At 72.2% G+C, this 16,961-nt stretch carries 15 protein-coding genes; 4 read left to right on the forward strand and 11 right to left on the reverse strand.

Features of this window, described 5'->3' with window-relative positions; translation table 11 throughout:
- Positions 1–15: 15 nt before the first annotated feature.
- Entirely contained in the window at positions 16–186 is a 171-nt protein-coding gene (locus ACFW3L_RS03795; protein ID WP_378735997.1) for a hypothetical protein, read from the reverse strand.
- 330 nt (positions 187–516) lie between these two features.
- Between ACFW3L_RS03795 and ACFW3L_RS03800 the strand changes: the two genes are divergently transcribed.
- The 3 genes from ACFW3L_RS03800 to ACFW3L_RS03810 all read left to right on the forward strand — a co-directional run bounded on the left by ACFW3L_RS03800 (position 517) and on the right by ACFW3L_RS03810 (position 5,852).
- The gene (locus ACFW3L_RS03800; RefSeq protein WP_378735999.1) at positions 517–1,392 is read left to right on the forward strand and encodes an alpha/beta fold hydrolase; all 876 of its coding nucleotides are present in this window, start codon (positions 517–519) and stop codon (positions 1,390–1,392) included.
- A 56-nt stretch (positions 1,393–1,448) separates the two neighbouring features.
- On the forward strand, positions 1,449–3,905 hold the full coding sequence (locus tag ACFW3L_RS03805) for a PEP/pyruvate-binding domain-containing protein (RefSeq protein WP_378736001.1): 2,457 nt from the start codon (positions 1,449–1,451) through the stop codon (positions 3,903–3,905).
- A 138-nt stretch (positions 3,906–4,043) separates the two neighbouring features.
- On the forward strand, positions 4,044–5,852 hold the full coding sequence (locus ACFW3L_RS03810) for an alkyl/aryl-sulfatase (protein ID WP_378736003.1): 1,809 nt from the start codon (positions 4,044–4,046) through the stop codon (positions 5,850–5,852).
- Between the two features lie 5 nt (positions 5,853–5,857).
- On the opposite strand, the gene ACFW3L_RS03815 is transcribed toward ACFW3L_RS03810, so the two are convergent.
- From ACFW3L_RS03815 to ACFW3L_RS03855, 9 genes are all read right to left on the reverse strand, one after another.
- Complete coding sequence (locus ACFW3L_RS03815) at positions 5,858–6,154, reverse strand: DUF4287 domain-containing protein (RefSeq protein ID WP_378736005.1); 297 nt, start codon at positions 6,152–6,154, stop codon at positions 5,858–5,860.
- Positions 6,155–6,254: 100 nt separating this feature from the next.
- Positions 6,255–7,592: an MFS transporter gene (locus tag ACFW3L_RS03820; RefSeq protein ID WP_378736007.1), complete on the reverse strand. Its 1,338-nt coding sequence runs from the start codon at positions 7,590–7,592 to the stop codon at positions 6,255–6,257.
- A gap of 224 nt (positions 7,593–7,816) precedes the next feature.
- A complete protein-coding gene (locus ACFW3L_RS03825; protein WP_378736009.1) occupies positions 7,817–9,319 on the reverse strand; it encodes a PucR family transcriptional regulator in 1,503 nt (500 codons plus the stop codon).
- A 98-nt stretch (positions 9,320–9,417) separates the two neighbouring features.
- Positions 9,418–10,326: an aminoglycoside phosphotransferase family protein gene (locus ACFW3L_RS03830; protein ID WP_378736011.1), complete on the reverse strand. Its 909-nt coding sequence runs from the start codon at positions 10,324–10,326 to the stop codon at positions 9,418–9,420.
- A gap of 18 nt (positions 10,327–10,344) precedes the next feature.
- Positions 10,345–11,100 (reverse strand): ABC transporter ATP-binding protein, encoded by a 756-nt coding sequence (locus ACFW3L_RS03835; protein WP_378736013.1) that lies wholly within the window; start codon positions 11,098–11,100, stop codon positions 10,345–10,347.
- Positions 11,097–12,122, reverse strand: a complete 1,026-nt coding sequence (locus tag ACFW3L_RS03840) for an iron chelate uptake ABC transporter family permease subunit (protein ID WP_378736015.1) — start codon at positions 12,120–12,122, stop codon at positions 11,097–11,099. The genes ACFW3L_RS03835 and ACFW3L_RS03840 overlap by 4 nt, the downstream gene beginning before the upstream one ends.
- Positions 12,115–13,104, reverse strand: a complete 990-nt coding sequence (locus ACFW3L_RS03845; protein WP_378736017.1) for an ABC transporter permease — start codon at positions 13,102–13,104, stop codon at positions 12,115–12,117. The genes ACFW3L_RS03840 and ACFW3L_RS03845 overlap by 8 nt, the downstream gene beginning before the upstream one ends.
- A 91-nt stretch (positions 13,105–13,195) precedes the next feature.
- Positions 13,196–14,188, reverse strand: a complete 993-nt coding sequence (locus ACFW3L_RS03850) for a siderophore ABC transporter substrate-binding protein (protein ID WP_378736019.1) — start codon at positions 14,186–14,188, stop codon at positions 13,196–13,198.
- Positions 14,189–14,318: 130 nt separating this feature from the next.
- Complete coding sequence (locus ACFW3L_RS03855; RefSeq protein ID WP_378736021.1) at positions 14,319–14,570, reverse strand: DUF2795 domain-containing protein; 252 nt, start codon at positions 14,568–14,570, stop codon at positions 14,319–14,321.
- A gap of 180 nt (positions 14,571–14,750) precedes the next feature.
- Here ACFW3L_RS03855 and ACFW3L_RS03860 point away from each other — a divergent pair, with 180 nt between their 5' ends.
- Positions 14,751–16,331 carry an MFS transporter gene (locus ACFW3L_RS03860; protein ID WP_378736023.1) on the forward strand — a complete coding sequence of 527 codons (1,581 nt, stop codon included), beginning with the start codon at positions 14,751–14,753 and terminating at the stop codon, positions 16,329–16,331.
- On the opposite strand, the gene ACFW3L_RS03865 is transcribed toward ACFW3L_RS03860, so the two are convergent.
- The gene (locus ACFW3L_RS03865) at positions 16,328–16,843 is read right to left on the reverse strand and encodes a DinB family protein (protein ID WP_378736025.1); all 516 of its coding nucleotides are present in this window, start codon (positions 16,841–16,843) and stop codon (positions 16,328–16,330) included. The two genes, ACFW3L_RS03860 and ACFW3L_RS03865, sit on opposite strands and share 4 nt — an antisense overlap.
- Between the last annotated feature and the right edge of the window lie 118 nt (positions 16,844–16,961).

Below are 16,961 nucleotides of genomic sequence, written 5' to 3' on the forward strand. Positions count from 1 at the left end.
GTCGGAGGGACGCGGTCAGCCGGGTCCCGGGGGGCAGGAACTGAGTTCGCCGTGCGCGTTGGTGCCCCACGAGGTGGTGTAGCCGTTGGTGCCGTGGGGGCGGGGGTTCCCGACCGGGAGCTTGTGGCGCTCACCGAACCGGCTTCTGCGCAGCGCGCGCGAGGGGCTGGTGCTGGTCGTGGTCATCGCGGCGTGCTCCGGACATGGGTCGTAGGGACGCCGACCAGTCTTCCCGGCACACCATTGGCGCGTGTGGCGCCGCGCCCATGTTCGTTGATGGTGACGCGTATGTCCAGTTTCGGCCATGTTTCACCGGGGACAGGTGGTACCAACGAGCCCAGAGCGCTCCGATCAATATAGCCCCTGAACAGGTAGTATGCCCAGGTTCGCTGATGCGGTCGCGAGAACCCGCCCACGGTTGGCCGGAGCGGGGGAACGCGCGTAGAGTGACCGGTCAGGTGTGCCGGGAAGACTGGTCGGCGAAGCGTTCACCCCTACCCGAAACCAGGTGCGCCCATGCCGGAGACCACTCCTCACGGAGCTCGTGTCTACCGTTCCGAACTCGCGGAGCGCACCATCCGAGGATGGTGCGGAGAGCGGCTCGACGAGTACCCCGACCTCGTCTTCCTGCCGGAGATCACCACGTCGATCGGCCCCACGCGCGCCTTCCGGATGCCCGGTGGCCCGGGGACCCCCGTGGTGGTGCTCAGCGGCACCAACTTCAACAGCGCGCTCAGCGCCTCGCCCGCCTCCGACATGACGGAGGAACGGGACGTCTACCTCGTGGACCTGCCGGGACAGCCCGGGCTCAGCTGTGGTGTGCGCCCCCGGGGACACCGTGCCGAGGCGTACGGCGGATGGTTCGACGAGGTGCTGCCCGAGCTGGTGGACCGCCCGGCGGTGGTGCTCGGTCACTCCCTGGGCGCGGCGGTGGCCCTGGCCTCCAAGCCCCGTGACCTGGTCAGGGGGATGGTGCTGGTGAACCCGGCGGGACTGACCGGCGCCGCGACCCCGCCCGAGCTGATGCGGGTGACCCTGCCCTGGATGATCGGCCCGCGCGACGACAAGAGCACGAGGCTGCTCAACTTCATGAGCGGTCCCGACTTCCGCCACCCCGTCCACCCGTTCGCGGCGTGGATGACGATGGTCGGCAGGTGCTGCCGGACCAGCCTGGCCCCGGGGCCGCTCCCCACCGAGTCCCTGCTCGCCTGGCAGAAGCGGAACGTCATCGTGGCAACCGGCTCGGACGACGCCTTCTTCTCCCCGGCCCGCCTGCACGGCCCGGCCCGACGGTTCCTGGACACCGACCTGCACGTGCTGGAGGGGGCCGGGCACCTGGCCCCCTACGAGTTCCCCGAGCAGGTCCGCGCGCTGGTCCGCCGAGCCGCCTGACCAGCTGTTCCGCCCGTCCAGGGTGGAACCGGTCCGGTTCGGGGAAGACCCAACGCATGGGTTCGAACGACGTGGTCGGGCTGGACCGGATCCGCCGGGACATGGTGCCGCTGGTGGGAGGCAAGGCAGCCAACCTCGGTGAGATGGCCGCGGCCGGGGAGCGGGTCCCCGCCGGATTCTGCGTGACCACCGCCGCGTACGCGTCCGGCACCGTGCCCGCCGAGCGGGTCGTCCGGGCCTATGAGGCGATGGGCGGAGGCAGGGTCGCGGTGCGCTCCAGCGCGACCGCCGAGGACCTGCCCGACGCCAGCTTCGCCGGACAGCAGGACACCTACCTCGACGTCGAGGGCGCGGACGCCGTCGTCGACGCGGTCCGTCGCTGCTGGGACTCCCTCGACAACGCACGTGCCGTCGCCTACCGCCGGGCCAACGGGATCGCCCGGGCCGACGTGGGCATGGCGGTGGTGGTGCAGCGCATGGTGGACTCCGCCACCGCCGGGGTCATGTTCACGGCCGACCCGCTCACCGGAACGCGGACCCGCACCGTGGTGGACGCGGTGCGCGGACCGGGCACGGCGGTCGTGGACGGCTCGGTCGAACCCGACCACTACACGGTTGACGACGGGCACGACCCGGAAGAGGTCGGGGGCTGTCTCAACCGGGCCCAGGTCGTCGCGCTGGCCGCGGCCGGGCGGCGCCTCCGGACGCTCTTCGGCTCCCCGCAGGACGTCGAGTGGGCCCACGACCGCGACGGCACCCTGTGGCTGCTCCAGTCCCGCCCCGTCACCACGCTCTTCCCCCTCCCCCCGCAGGACCTGCCCGACCTGCCCCGCTTCTACATGGAGACCGGGCACATGCAGGGCATGCTGCGCCCCTTCACCCCGCTCGGGCTGTCCCTGCTCCAGCAGGTGTGGACCCGCTGGTGGTCGGGGGCGGAAGACGCCACCGACCCCGACCCCCTCATGATCGGTGTCGGCGGTCGGCTGTACACGGACCTGTCCCCCTTCCTGCGGAGCGCCGTGCTCCGGGGGAGGGTGGCCCGGAGCATGGACGTCTACGGGCCCCGGGTGCGCGCGGCGGTGGAGCACGCGCTCGACGACCCGCGGTTCGCCGCCCGCCCCGGACTGCCGTTCTCCGCGTCCGCGGTGCTCAGGATCGTCGGCGGCGTCCTGCCCTCCGCCGCGCTCGGCGTCGGGTACGCGCTGGCCCGGCCCCGAGCGGCCCGGGCCAGCGCCCACCGGGCCGTGGCCCGCCTGCGTACCGTGCGCGGTCCCGGCGCCGGGGCCAGCGCGGCACGACGGCTGGACTGGGTCCACGGACCGGCCTTCGACGCGATGCTCGGCCGGGACCTGACGGCGGTGATCGGCCCGGTCTTCGCCGGGATCGTGACCGGCACCGTCCCGGCGGCCCTGCTCGGCGGCGTCGCCACCAAGGAGGAGACCGACACGGTCCTGGGCGGTCTGCCGCACAACGTCACCACCGAGATGGACCTGGCCCTGTGGCGGGTCGCCGAGCGCGCCCGGACCCACGGGGACCTGTTCACCCGCACGCCTCCGGAGGAGCTCTCCGCCCGGTACCTGCGCGGGGAGCTCCCCGACATCGGGCTGGACGCCTTCCTGGACTCCTACGGTCACCGGACCGCCGCCGAGGTGGACATCGGTGTCCCCCGCTGGCGCGAGGACCCCGCCCCCGTGTTCGGGACGGTCGCCAACTACCTCCGGCTGGAAGACCCCGAACAGGCACCGGACCGCAGGTTCGAGCGGGCCCGGGCCGCCGCCGAGGCCACGCTCGCGGAGCTCGGACCCCGGGCCGTGCGGAGCCGCCCGGTGCGCGGGGCGATCGCCGTCTTCCTCATGCGCCGCTCCCGTGAACTCGCGGGCATGCGGGAGTACGCCAAGTTCGCCTGGCTGGTGCCGTTCGCGGAGATGCGCCGCCAACTGCTCCTGGTCGGGGCGGACCTGGCGGACGAGGGACGGCTGACCGGGGCCGACGACGTCTTCTTCCTGCGTGTGGACGAGGTCCGCGCGGCCGTGGAGGGCACCGACCAGCGGGACCTGGTGGCCGAGCGCCGCCGCGTCCACCGACGGGAGCTGCGCAGGCGCACCGTTCCGGGGACGCTCCTGACCGACGGCACGGACGTGGAGGCCACCCTCCCGGCTCCGCCCGCCGCGTGGGGCGGACTGCCGGGGATCGCGGCCGCGCCGGGGCGGGCCGAGGGGCGGGCCCGCGTGGTCCTCGACCCGGCCGGCGCCCGGATCGAACCCGGTGAGATCCTCGTGGCCCCCACCACCGACCCGGGCTGGACCCCGCTGTTCATGACCGCCGCCGGGCTGGTCTCCGAGACCGGTTCACCGATCGCGCACGGTCCCACGGTCGCCCGTGAGTACGGGATACCGGCGGTGATCTGCGTGCGCGACGCCACCACCGTGATCCGTACCGGGGACCTGCTGCGGGTCGACGGCGCCACGGGGACGGTCGTCGTGGTCGACGGGAGGGCCGACGGCACGGGCTGAGGGGTCCGTCCGCGTTCGGTACCGGAACATGACGCGGAGTTGGCGCGGCACCGAGGGTCCGTTGGGCGTCCGCTTCCCACCATGGAGGTCGGGCCAGTCGGCCCGACCGCACGGGTGTGCTCCGACGGAGGGACGGCCATGACAGAGCCCGGGTACGAGGACGGGACGGACTTCGGGGACGCCGACCGGGGGTTCGTCGGCGCGCTCGTCCCCGGAGTGGTCCGCGACGACCGGGGCCGGGTGGTGTGGGACGGCGACGCCTTCGGGTTCCTGGAGGGCGAACGCCCCGACTCCGTCCACCCGAGCCTGTGGCGCCAGGCCCGGCTGTGCGCCCGTCAGGGCCTGTACGAGGTCGCCGCGGGGATCTACCAGGTCCGGGGCCTGGACCTGTCGAACATGACGCTGATCGAGGGCGAGCGCGGCGTGGTCGTCGTCGACCCGCTCGTCTCGGCGGAGACCGCCGCGGCCGCCCTGGCCCTCTACCGGGAACACCGGGGCGAGCGGCCCGTGACGGGGCTGCTCTACACGCACTCGCACATCGACCACTTCGGCGGCGCGCTCGGGGTGATCGACCCGGCGCGGGACGACGTGCCCATCCTGGCGCCGGAGGGCTTCCTGGAGCACTCCGTGGTGGAGAACGTGTACGCGGGCCCGGCCATGCTGCGGCGCGGCATGTACTACTCGGGGGCCAACCTGGGGGTCGGGCCCGACGGGGCCGTCGGCATGGGGCTGGGGGCGGCGGTGTCCACGGGGACGCCCAGCCTGGTGCCGCCCACCGTGGACGTCACCCGCACCGGCCAGGAGGAGACGGTGGACGGGGTTCGCTTCGTCTTCCAACTGACGCCCGGGACCGAGGCGCCCTCGGAGATGAACTTCCTGCTGCCCGCTCACCGGGCCCTGTGCATGGCGGAGAACGCCACCCACACCATGCACAACGTCCTCACCCTGCGCGGCGCGGTGGTGCGTGACGCCCGGGTGTGGTCCCGCTACCTCAACGAGGCCGTCCAGCTGTACGCCGACCGCGCGGACGTGCTGTTCGCCTCCCACCACTGGCCGACCTGGGGCCGCGAACGGATCGTGGGGTACCTGTCCGAGCAGCGCGACCTGTACGCGTACATGCACGACCAGACCCTGCGCCTGCTCAACCGGGGACTCACCGGTCCCGAGATCGCGGAGGAGCTGCGTCTGCCGGAGGGGCTGGAGCGGGCCTGGAGCACCCGTGGCTACTACGGTTCGCTCTCCCACAACGTGAAGGCGATCTACCAGCGCTACCTGGGCTGGTACGACGGCAACCCCGCCTCCCTCTGGGAGCACCCGCCGGTGGAGAGCGCCCGGCGGTACGTGGACACCATCGGCGGGACGGACACCGTGGTGGCCAGGGCGCGCGCGTACGCGGACGACGGTGACCCGCGCTTCGCCGCCCAGCTGTTGCGGCACGCGGTGTTCGCGGATCCCGCGCACGCCGGGGCGCGGGAGCTCCTCGCCTCCGTGTTCCAGCGGCTCGGGGAGGGTGCCGAGAACGCCACCTGGCGCAACTGCTACCTGACCGGGGCGAGCGAACTGCGCGGGGGCGTGGCGCACACGGGGCTCGCCGCTTCCGGCATGGCCGCCATGCTCACCGTCACCCAGCTCTTCGACACCGTCTCCATCCGGGTGGACGGCCTCCGGGCCGCCGCGTTGTCGGTGGTCATCGACTGGAACATCACCGACCTGGGGGAGACCTACCGGACCGAGGTGTCCAACGGTGTCTTCGTCCACTGGCCCACCGCGGGGGAGGGTGACGGGACCACGGACCTGACCCTGCGCCTGACCAAGGCCCAACTCCTGGGCCTGCTCGCGTACGGGGACACGGACGGGATCGACCATGACGGGGACCTCGACGCGGTCCGGCGGGTCATGGAGGTGCTGGAGCGGCCCGACCCCGACTTCGCGATCGTCACGCCCTGACCTCCTCAGCCCCGGTGCGGGTTGGTCGCCTTCCCGTCGAGCCAGAGCACGGCCGAGGCGTCCCGGTGGCTGCCGGAGGTGCCCACGTGCCTGGCGTCGATGGTCGGGCCCTTCCTGATCACGTGCACCAGGGCCATCGCGTGGCCCCGGCCCAGGCCGTAGTCCTCGGCCAGCCACGCGATGATGGTGCCCGCCTTCACCGAGGGGTCGTCGTAACCCTTCTCCCTCGCGAGGTCGACGAGGGCGCGGGGCACCAGCCCGGTCCGGTCCTCGATGGTGTCCAGGTAGGCCTGGAAGGACATGGGATCTCCTCTGTGGGGGAAGTCGGGACCCCATGCTCGCTCCCGGGTACGACATTCCGGCGGGAGGGCGGCGCCGGGTACGGCCGCCCTCCCCGGACGGTCAGACTCCGGAGTCCGCCCCGCGGGTCGGCTGGCGGTCCTCCACGTCGGAGATCCGGTGGGCGAAGGACACCGCGACGATCGAGACGACGGCAGTGAGGCTGAGGTACACGGCGATCGGCACCCACGAGTCGTCGAACCGGGACAGCAGCCAGGTCGCGATCAGCGGCGCGGTGCCGCCCGCGAGCGCCGCACCGATCTGGTAGCCGAGGGTCACCCCCGTGTAGCGCACGCGCGTGGAGAAGATCTCCGAGCTCAGGGTGCCGATGGTGGCGGTCACGGGCGCCCACAGGACACCCAGGCCGATCACGGTGGCCAGGATCAGCATGAGATTGCTGCCGGTCCCCAGCATCAGGAAGTACGGGGCGGTGAACAGTCCCAGGGCGGCGGCGCCGACCAGGTAGACGCGTTGGCGGCCGAAGGTGTCGGAGAGCCGCCCGGCGAGCGGGATGCACACGGTCGCCACGACCGCGCCGATGGTCACCGCGTTGAGGGCGGTCGTGTTGTCGAAGCTCAGGGTCCCGGTCGCGTAGCTGACCACGAAGGTGCCGAAGACGTAGAACGGCGCGGTCTCCACGATCTTCGCGCCCACCGCGACGAGCACCGCGCGCCAGTGGTGGCGGAAGGTCTCCGCGACGGGCAGTTTGGCGACGTTCCCCTCCTCCTTGGCCTGGCGGAAGGTGGGGGTCTCGTCGATCCCGGAGCGGATCCACAGACCCAGCAGCACCAGCAGGACGCTGGCCACGAACGGGACCCGCCAGCCCCACGTCTCGAACTGGTCGTCGGGCATGAGCGACATGAGGGTCAGCGCCAGACTGGCCAGCAGCATCCCGGAGGTGATGCCCATCTGGGGAACGGAACCGAAGAAGCCGCGCCGGTTCTTCGGCGCGTACTCGTAGGCGAGCAGCAGCGCGCCGCCCCACTCCCCGCCGATGCCCAGGCCCTGCACGATCCGCAGGAACACCAGGAGGACCGGCGCGAGGATCCCGATGCTGTCGTAGGTGGGCAGCAGCCCGATGAGCATCGTCGCGCCGCCCATGAGCGACAGCGTGATGATCAGCGTCTTCTTCCGGCCGATCCGGTCACCGATGTGCGAGAACAGGACGCCGCCGAGCGGTCGGATGAAGAACGTCAGCGAGAAGGTCAGGTACGACAGCATCAACGAGACGAGCGGGTCGTCCGAGGGGAAGAAGAGCTTGTTGAAGACCAGTGCGGCGGCCGTGCCGTAGAGGAAGAAGTCGAACCACTCGATCGTGCTTCCGGTCAGGCTGGCCACCAGGACCTTGGCCCTGGGCGGGCGGGCCTGCGCGTCGGACGCGCTCGTGCTCTCGGGACTCATGGACGGGGCTCCAGACGGGGACGGTTTCCACGGGCGGACGGCGGGGCCCGTGAGTACGGCCTGGAGCCTAGGAGCGGGTGGCGCCGGTCACCGTTGTCCGAACCGACGACAAGCCGGGCGGAGCGGTGTCGGCCGCGACAACCCGGGCCCGCACGGGGATCGCCGCAGGTCGGCCGTGATCTCGGGGAGACCCGGGAGCGGCCGGACCGCGACCCGCCGCCCGCTCACACCCGCAGGCTGACCGACGCCAGGAGCCGCTGGTCGGCGTCGTCCAGGTTGAGCCCGGTGAGCGCGCAGATCCGTCGGATGCGGTGGCGGAGGGTGTTGGGGTGGACGTGCAGACCGGTCGCCGCGCTGGTCACGTCACCGAAGGCGTCCAGGTAGGCCGACAGCGACCTGCGCTGGTCGTCGTCGAGGGAGTCCAGCCGTTCGTCGCGCAGGTGGGGGCGCTCCGCGAGGTACTCGACCACCTCCCGGAGCACCACCGAGGAGCGCGTCTCCTCGTAGTCGGCGACCAGCCGGTCCGGGTCGTCGGCGATGACCTCCAGGACGCGGCTCGCGTGCTTCTTCAGCGCGGGCACCCCGCGCATCCGGGGCGCCACCCCCGCCACGGAACCCTGCACCGGGGTGCCGAGGTGCTGACGCAGCATCGCCACCAGCTCCCGCACCCACGTGAGCGGCGCCTGCCCCGAGGGCGTGGGCAGCAGGACGTAGAGCAGGCCGCAGGCCGGGATGACCAGCGCGTTCCTGCGGTAGGCGGCCGCGTAGACCGAGACCACCTCGGCGGCCTGGTGCAGCCGCCACGGCTGGTCCACCTCCTCCTCCCGCAGGGCCAGGGCGATCACCGACACGGGCGTGGCCGGGTCGACGCCCAGGTGCCGGGCGAGCGCGTCGGTGTCGAAGGCGCCGGTCAGCAGCCCCACGGACAGTTCCACGGTGTCGTGGCCGGTGGCGCGGGCCCCGCTGTTCGCGCGGGAGACGTGGACGGCGGCCAGGCGTGCCGCGCCCCGGAGCACCTGGTCGCTGGTGGGGGAGAGGGGACGGTCGACCTGCTGGACCCAGATGCTGCCGAGCGGCCGTTCCCCGGCCCGGATGCCCACCACCCTCCTGCGGGAGGCGCCGAGGTCGGGGCGTTCCGCGACCTCGACGACCTCACCGGCGCGAATGCGCTCGTCCACGCCCCACGCGCGCAGGTGCGCGACGAAGGACGCGGGGCAGTCGCGGCCGAGGATGGTCTGCTGACGCAGCTCGTCGGCGCCCTCGTGGGAGGCGGAGTAGGCCAGCACCCGGTTCGCGCCGTCCTCGATGCTCACGATCCCGCCGGTCAGCGTCGCGACGGTCTGGGCGAGGGAGAACAGGTCCCGGTGCCGGTCCTCGGGGTCGAAGGAGTCCAGCGCGGTACGGGCGAGGGCGGCGAACTCGGCGGCGTCCAGGGCGGGGTCGACGGAGAGCACGGCGAGGTCGAGGTCGCGCAGCCCGTCGTCGGGCGACCCGGGCACGGCGACGGCGCTCGCCCCGCCCCGCACGGCCCGGCGGGCGAGGGCGAGGGCCTCGGTGCCACCGGCGGGAGCGACGACCAGGGAACCCGGGGGCACCGGATCGTCGGGGTGGGCCACCACGACGGAGCGCACCAGGGCGTCCAGCCCCCGGGGCGCCGAGACCAGCCCGTGGACCGGGCCCTCCAACGCCTCCATCAGGGACTTCACGGTCGGTCCTGGTCTGCTCACGATCATCACCTGTCGGGTCCGGGTGGGTTTCGGACCATTGTGCGCCTCCGTCGGAGCCGCACCGACCAGCACCCCGCTCGGACCGGGGCCCGGCCCGTCTACGTGTGCAGCAGCTGGAGGACGGTGTGGTCCCCGATGGCGCCCAGGAGCGGGTGCTCCGGGGCGCTGGCGCACAGCAGGGTGGCGTACAGGAGCGCCCACGCGCGCGCCCGGTCCCAGGTGTGGGGGTCGATCCCCCGGCGGCGGTCCAGGGCGGCGCGCAGCCGGGCGCGGTCCTCGGGGCCGAAGGCCAGCCAGGCGGCGGCGAGGTCGGAGGCGGGGTCACCGGAGGTGAGGTCGCCGAAGTCCAGGACCGCGACGAGGTCGAGGCGGCCCCGTTCACGCGTGTGCGCGGCCGATCCGACCAGGAGGTTGGCGGGGTGCGGATCGCCGTGCAGCCAGAGCGCCGGACCGGACCACCCGGGGGTCGGGAGCAGCTCCTCCCACAGGGCGAGCAGGTCCGGGGCGCGGGGGTCGGGGCTGGCGGCCAGGCGTTCGCGAACCCGAGTGTCGCGGTCGCGCAGGGGCACCCCCCGGACCGGGTTGCGGGGCGCGTCGTCCGGGGCGGGCACGTGCAGCCGGGAGAGGAACAGCGCGAGGGGTTCGACCAGTTCGGAGCGCTCCTCCACCGGGACCTCGGCGGCGGTGCGGCCCTCGAACCACGGGACGACCGACCAGTGCCAGGGGTAGCCGTGCCCGGGGCGGCCCACCCGCACGGGCACCGGGACGGGGACGCCCACCCGTTGGGCGATCCCGGGCAGCCACCGCTGCTCGTTCACGACCAGCGCGGCCGCGGCCTCCCTCCGCGGCATGCGCACGCACAGGTGCTCCCCCAGGGTGAGGAGGGTGTTGTCCCAGCCGTGGGAGACGGGCGCGATCGGGAGTTCCGCGAGGTCGGGGTGCTGCTCCCGCAGGAGCTGGCGGACGAGGTCGGGGGTGACGGTCACTTCGGCCGGAGGGGTGCTCACCACCCCAGTATCCCGGGATCAGTAGTAGACGGCGAGCGGTCCGTTGGGGCCGTCGACGACGGTCACCGGGGTGTCGAAGACCCGGGTGAGGACGTCGTCGGTCATGATCTCCGCCGGGGTGCCGAACTCCACGACCGCGCCGTCCTTGACGGCGCAGATGTGGTCCGCGTAGTGCCCGGCGAAGTTGATGTCGTGCAGCACGATCACGATCGTGCGGTCGAGCTCGGCCGCCGCCCGGCGCAGGTGCTTCATCATCTGCACCGAGTGGCGCATGTCGAGGTTGTTCAGCGGCTCGTCGAGCAGCACGTACTCGGTTTCCTGGCACAGCACCATCGCCACGTACGCGCGCTGGCGCTGGCCGCCCGAGAGCTGGTCGAGGTAGCGGTCCTCCAGCTCGGTGAGGTCCAGGAAGTCGATCGCGCGGCTGACCACCTCCTCGTCGGCCACGGTCAGCCGCCCCTTGGAGTGGGGGAAGCGGCCGAACGCGACGAGCTGGCGCACCGTCAGCCGGGTGATGAAGTGGTTCTCCTGGCGCAGCACGGAGACGATCTTGGCCAGGTCCTTGGAGGGCGTCCTCGTCACGTCGTACCCGGCGACCTCGATGGTGCCCGCGTCGAGGCCGAGCAGCCGCCCCACCATGGTGAGCAGGGTGGACTTCCCGGCGCCGTTCGGCCCCACCAGGGCGGTCACGCCGCCCCGGGGGATCTCCAGGTCCACGGGGCCGATCGTCACCTCGCCCCCGTACTCCTTGCGCACGCCTTCGAGGGTGATCACAGCCGGCCCTTTCTGAGGATGACGAACAGGAACACCAGGCCGCCGACGAACTCGATGATGATCGAGACCACCCCGTTGGCGTAGAAGACGTTCCGCATGACGAAGTAGGCGCCGCTGAGGACCACGAAGCAGGTCAGCGCGGCGACCGGGAACACGTACCGGTGGTCGTACGTGTCGGCGAACTGGTAGGCCAGGGTCGCGACGAGGAAGCCGAGGAAGGTCATCGGGCCCACGAGCGCGGTGGAGACCGCCATGAGCACCGACACCAGGAAGAGCACCCGCATGGTCTCGCGCCGGTGGTTCAGGCCGAGCCCGGTGCAGGCGTCCCGGCCCAGCGCCACGATGTTCAGCCGCCGAGAACCCAGGACCAGCAGGGTCGCGGCCACCAGGCACAGCGGGATCGCCACCGGCAGGTACGCGGCGTCGGCGTTGGAGACGTTGCCGAACAGCCGGGCGGCCAGCACGTCGAACTCGCTGGGGGTGAGCAGGCGCTGCATGAACGTGGAGACCGAGGCGAGTCCGCCGCCGACCACGATGCCGATGAGCAGCATCACCTGGAGGTTGCCGTAGCGGCCGGACAGCAGCCAGCCGTACAGCAGCATCGCGAAGCCGACCATCAGCGCGATCTGGAGCACGAACTGCGGGAGGCCCTTGACGGCGAGGACGCCCGCGACGCCCAGGAAGTACACCGCCGAGGTCTGGACCGCGACGTAGAGCGCCTCGAACCCCATGATCGACGGGGTGATGATGCGGTTGTTGGTCACGGTCTGGAAGCTCACCGTGGCGATGGCCTGGCAGATCGCCACCACGGCCATGACCACCACGTTGGTGGCCCGCAGCTCCGCGATGCGCCAGAACCCGTCCGATCCCACCGGCATCGGGTTGTCCCAGGCCAGCAGGCCGAAGGTGAAGCCGACCGCGAGGACCACGAGGGCCGAGACGACGATCCGGTAGCGGAGGCGGGCGCGCGGGGTGGGCAGGGTCCGGGAGGTCCGTACCCGGGGAACGGTCGACTCAGCCACGGCGGCGCTGCCTCAACAGGAGAAGGATGAACACCACGGCGCCGACGACACCGAGGATGAGGGACACGGGCACCTCGAAGGGCATGACGATGGTCCGGCCGACCAGGTCGCACACCGTGACGATGCCGATTCCGAGCAGGCACACCCACGGCAGGTTCCCGCGCAGGTCGTCGCCGCGGAACATCGAGACGATGTTGGGGACGATGAGCCCGAGGAAGGGCAGGTTGCCCACCACCACGGTCACCACGCCGGTCGCCACCGCGATGAGGGTGGTGCCGAGCAGGACGACCCGGTTGTGGTTCAGGCCGACGTTGGTGGAGATCTCCTCGCCCAGCCCGGCGACGGTGAAGCGGTCCGCGACGACGAACACCGCGACGGCCACCACGGCCACGATCCACAGTGGCTCGTACTGTCCGCGCAGGACCGACGTGAAACTGCCCGCGAACCACACGCCGAGGTTCTGGAGCATGTCGGTGCGGAGGGCGACGAAGGTGGACACCGAACTGACGACGGCGCCGAGCATGATGCCCACGATGGGGACGATCAGGGAGGAGCGCAGGGTGACGCGGCGCAGGAAGAGGAAGAACACCATCGTGCCGACGAACGCCGCGAGGATCGCCCCGGCCATGCGGGTGCCGATGCTCGCGCCCGGCAGCAGGATCATCACCGTGAGCAGACCGAGGCCCGCCCACTCGGTGGTCCCGGTGGTGGTCGGCTCGACGAAGCGGTTCTGGGTCAGCAGCTGCATGACCAGACCGGACATGGCCATGGCCGCGCCCGCGAGCACGAGGGCGACGGTGCGCGGGATCCGGGTGATCGCGAACATCTCGCCGCCGTCGTCGGCGCCGCGGATGTCGTACACGCCGGTGGCCAGCGACAGCGCGAGGAGGGCTCCCACGACGGCGACGCCGACCAGCAGCCTCCAGTCGAACAGCCGTCCCTTGTGCCGGGTGCGCGACGGGGGCGGGGTCGCGGTCGTCACGTCCGGCCACCCCCGGAGCGCCGGTGCCGTTCACGGGGGCACGCGCCGACGTGCGTGGTGACGTCGGCGCGTGCCCCGGGGGCGAGCGGGATCAAGCCCGAGCCTCCAGGGCGTCCGCGAACGCGTTGAAGAACTCGGTGTAGGTCTGGATGCCCTCGTTGGTGTAGGTGTCCACGGGCATGTGGACGATCTGCTCGTCCTTGACGGCGGACACGCCGGAGAGCGCCTCGGAGCTCGACAGGATGTTCTCGGCGGTCTCGTACCCGGACTCGTCCGCGGCGACGGCGGCGTCGCGGTCCATCACGAGGATCCAGTCGGGGTCGGAGTCGGCGATGGCCTCGACGGAGATGTCGTCGCCCTGGTGGTCGTCGCTGGCGCCGTCGACCTCCAGCGCGGGGGTGAGACCGAGGATGTCGAAGGCCGGGCCGAGGGTGCGGCCGACGCTCGGCGCGAGGTAGCCGATCTCGCCGCCGGAGGTGGTGACGGCCATGACGGTCTGGTCCTCGTCGTAGGCCGCCTGGACGCGCTCGACGGCGGCGTCGAGGTCCTCGACGAGCTGGGCCGCCTCGTCCTGCTTGTCGAAGACCTCACCGAGGGCGGTGACCTGCCGCTTGAGCTCGGCGTCGAAGGGCTCGCCCTCGCGCGGGTCGAGGTCCAGGATGGTGGCGTCCGGCACCAGCGAGGCGATGTCGTCCTGGTGCTGGGTGAAGCGCTGGCCGTTGACGACGAGGTCCGGCTCGGCGGCGACGATCGCCTCCAGGTCGGGCTCGTTGTGCGTGCCGATGTCGATGATCGAGTCGTCCCGCGTGTAGCCGATGGTGTCGGGCATGAGCGACACGGCGGCGGCGGAGAGCTCGACGTCCCAGTCGGAGAGGGTCTCGAAGGTCCGGTTGTCGAGGGCGACCACGGACGCGGCGGGGGAGTTCACCGTCTGGGTGCCGTTGTTGTCCTCGACCTCGATCGTGGCGCCCCCGGCGGCGGAGGAGTCGTCGGTGTCCTGGGCGTCCGCGGAGCAACCCGCGATGACCAGGGACGACGCGAGGATGAGTGAGAGCGCCGTGACGGGGCGGCCGGGGGACTTCATGGTGGTTCTCCTCCAGGTTCCAGTGATGAAGGAGAGCCTAACCTAACCACTATTTGAAATGTACTGGGGAGTCCCTTTTGAGAGGTTGACCTCAGTCTTGCGCGCCCTTGACCTGCGTTTTCAGGTCGGGCTAGTGCGGGCCGCGTTCCCGGGAACGCGCGGACTCGGTGTGCGACCCCGGTTCGCGCTCGGGCAGCGGGACGGCGGCCAGGATCTCCTTGGCCTCGTTGTACTCGGCGTTCGGCATGGCCCGCAGGGCGCTCACGATCTCCTCGTCGGCGCCCGCGTCCAGGGCCGCCGCGACCGCCTCGTCCCGGGTCAGGGGGAACCCGAGTCCGTCCAGGACCTTCCGGAGTCCGTCGAGACCGCGTTCGACACCCATGGTTCGCCCCCCGAGACCGCCGTGACCCCTCGGGGTTCGCGACTAGCCTGACCTGCTCGGACACAGGTGGGACTACCCGGTCGCGCGGAGCCTCAACCGTGGGGGCGGAGGGTGCGGGGTTGAACTGAACATTGGTTGAGGTTCTAGGGTCGGCCGCATGGGACCGAACCTGGAGGACACGTGAACACCCAAGCCCCCCGACGCGCGACCTGGCGGGACTGGACGGCGCTCGCCGTGATGACGCTCCCCCTGCTGATGGCCGCCACCGACATGTCCGTGCTGTTCATGGCGCTGCCCGCGATCGCCGCCGACCTGTCCCCGGGCAGCACCCAGATGCTGTGGGTCCTGCACGCGGGGGAGTTCGTCGGGGTCAGCCTGGCGCTCACCATGGGCTGGCTGGGCCGCAGGGTCGGGCGCCGACGCCTGCTCATGGGCGGAGTGGCCGTCTACGGGCTGGCGTCCCTCGTCGCGGCCTTCGCTCCCACCCCCGAGGTCCTCATCGCGATGCGCGCCCTCATGGGGACGGCGGCGGCGACGATGTCACCGAGCATCTTCGGGCTGCTCAGGGTCGTCTTCACCGACGCCCGCCAGTTCTCCGTGGCCGTCGCGGTGGTCATGAGCTCCTTCTCCGGCGGGATGGCCCTGGGGCCGCCGCTGGGCGGAGTGCTCCTCGAACACTTCTCCTGGGGCGCCGTCTTCCTGATCAACGTCCCGGTCGCCGCGCTCCTGCTGCTGGCCACGCCCCTGCTGCCCGCGGGCCGGGAGCGGGTGGAGGGGAGCGTGGACCTGCCCAGCGTGGCCCTGTCCATGGGCGCGATCATCGCCGTGGTCTTCGGGCTCCAGGAGATCGCGGACCGGAGCGCCTCCGGATCCGACGGCGCGGTGTGGCCCTACCTTCTCCCGGTCGTCGCCGGGCTGGTGCTCGGCGCGCTGTTCGTCCGCAGACAGCTGCGCCTGCCCGAACCCCTCATGGACATGCGCCTGTTCGCGACCCCCGCGTTCACGGTCTCCCTCGGCGCCCTGCTGCTGATGCTCCTGGGCTACGGCGCGGCGGACATGCTGCTGGTCCAGTACCTCCAGACCGCACTCGGCCTCTCACCCGCCGAGACCGGTGCGCTGATGGTCGTGCCCGCGCTGGCCTCCATCGTCGGCGGCCTGGGCGCGCCCCTGCTCACCCGGTGGATGCGGCCCTCCGCCGCCATGGGAGGCGGTCTGCTCGTGGCCTCCGTCGCGGGCGGGGCGCTCGCGCTGATGGTGGGCCAGGTCGGCGCCGCCGCGCTGATCTCCGCCGCCACCGTCATGGCCCTGGCGCTCGGGCCGCTCTTCACCCTCGGCGTGAACCTCATCGTGGTGAGCGCCCCGGTCAGCAGGGCCGGGTCGGCGGCGGCGATGTCCGACGTGGCGGGCGGCCTCGGCGGAGCGCTCAGCATGGCCCTCCTGGGCAGCATGGCGGCGGTCGTCTACCGGCGTGGTCTCGACGGCGCCGGTCTCGACGGGATTCCCGGACCCGGGCTGGAGGCGGCAGGGGAGAGCGTCGGCGGCGCCGTGGGCGTGGCTGAGGGCCTCCCGGCGGACCAGGCGCGGCAGCTCCTGGACGCGGCCTTCGGGGCCTTCACCACGGCGGTGCAGACCGGGTACGGCCTCGGGGTGGCCCTGCTCGCCCCGACCGGGATCGCCGTGCTGTGGCTGCTGCGCCGCACCCGGCTGGACGCCTCCGAGGACGTCCCCGAGGGCAGGGAGAAGGCTCCGGAAGTCGCCTAGCGGCGGGCGGCGGCGCGGAGCAGGCGCAGCTGCCCGACCTCGGAGACGTTCTTCATCAGCTCGGAGTTGACCCACGCGGCCGTGTGCGCGTTGGTCTTCCCCTCCGCCCCCTGCCACGGGAACGAGGCGGGCCGGTCCAGGTCCATCTCGGACAGGGCGTCGATCCAGTCCAGCCCCATGCCGCGCAGCCAGTCGGCGGCACCCTCCTCGCCGGGCCACCGGATCTCGGCGCGGTCCTGCGGGGTGCGGCCCAGGGTGTGGTCGAGGGTGACCGTCCACCACCAGCCGATGTGCCAGGTCAGCCAGGCGATGGTGGGCACCGGCACCGGGTCCGGCTCGCTGTCGGCCCAGTCCGGGGTCCACATGCCGCCGGGCCCTCGGCGCAGTGTCCAGCAGAGCTCGGCGGGCTCCCAGAGGTAGTCCTCGGGCTCCATGCGCTCCAGGTGGTACTCGAAGAGCGCCCAGGTCAGGTCGTACTGGTCGCGCAGAAGGTCGCGGCGGTAGTCAGGCATGCGCCCAACCTGTCACACCCTTCACGGCACGCACACTCCTTTTCCGGCGTCGGTCCCGGACCGGGGCGGCGGCCTCGGTGGCGGAGGAGGTCGGGGCCGGTGCCCGGGGGCCCCGACC

Source organism: Nocardiopsis sp. NPDC058789 (genome assembly GCF_042745575.1).
Taxonomy (GTDB): domain Bacteria; phylum Actinomycetota; class Actinomycetes; order Streptosporangiales; family Streptosporangiaceae; genus Nocardiopsis; species Nocardiopsis eucommiae.

Excerpts from the sequence above, each read along its gene's own strand:
- ACFW3L_RS03795 (WP_378735997.1), bottom strand. The coding sequence starts at position 186 with ATGACCACGACCAGCACCAGCCCCTCGCGCGCGCTGCGCAGAAGCCGG.
- ACFW3L_RS03800 (WP_378735999.1), top strand. The coding sequence starts at position 517 with ATGCCGGAGACCACTCCTCACGGAGCTCGTGTCTACCGTTCCGAACTC.
- ACFW3L_RS03805 (WP_378736001.1), top strand. The coding sequence starts at position 1,449 with ATGGGTTCGAACGACGTGGTCGGGCTGGACCGGATCCGCCGGGACATG.
- ACFW3L_RS03810 (WP_378736003.1), top strand. The coding sequence starts at position 4,044 with ATGACAGAGCCCGGGTACGAGGACGGGACGGACTTCGGGGACGCCGAC.
- ACFW3L_RS03815 (WP_378736005.1), bottom strand. The coding sequence starts at position 6,154 with ATGTCCTTCCAGGCCTACCTGGACACCATCGAGGACCGGACCGGGCTG.
- ACFW3L_RS03820 (WP_378736007.1), bottom strand. The coding sequence starts at position 7,592 with ATGAGTCCCGAGAGCACGAGCGCGTCCGACGCGCAGGCCCGCCCGCCC.
- ACFW3L_RS03850 (WP_378736019.1), bottom strand. The coding sequence starts at position 14,188 with ATGAAGTCCCCCGGCCGCCCCGTCACGGCGCTCTCACTCATCCTCGCG.
- ACFW3L_RS03855 (WP_378736021.1), bottom strand. The coding sequence starts at position 14,570 with ATGGGTGTCGAACGCGGTCTCGACGGACTCCGGAAGGTCCTGGACGGA.
- ACFW3L_RS03865 (WP_378736025.1), bottom strand. The coding sequence starts at position 16,843 with ATGCCTGACTACCGCCGCGACCTTCTGCGCGACCAGTACGACCTGACC.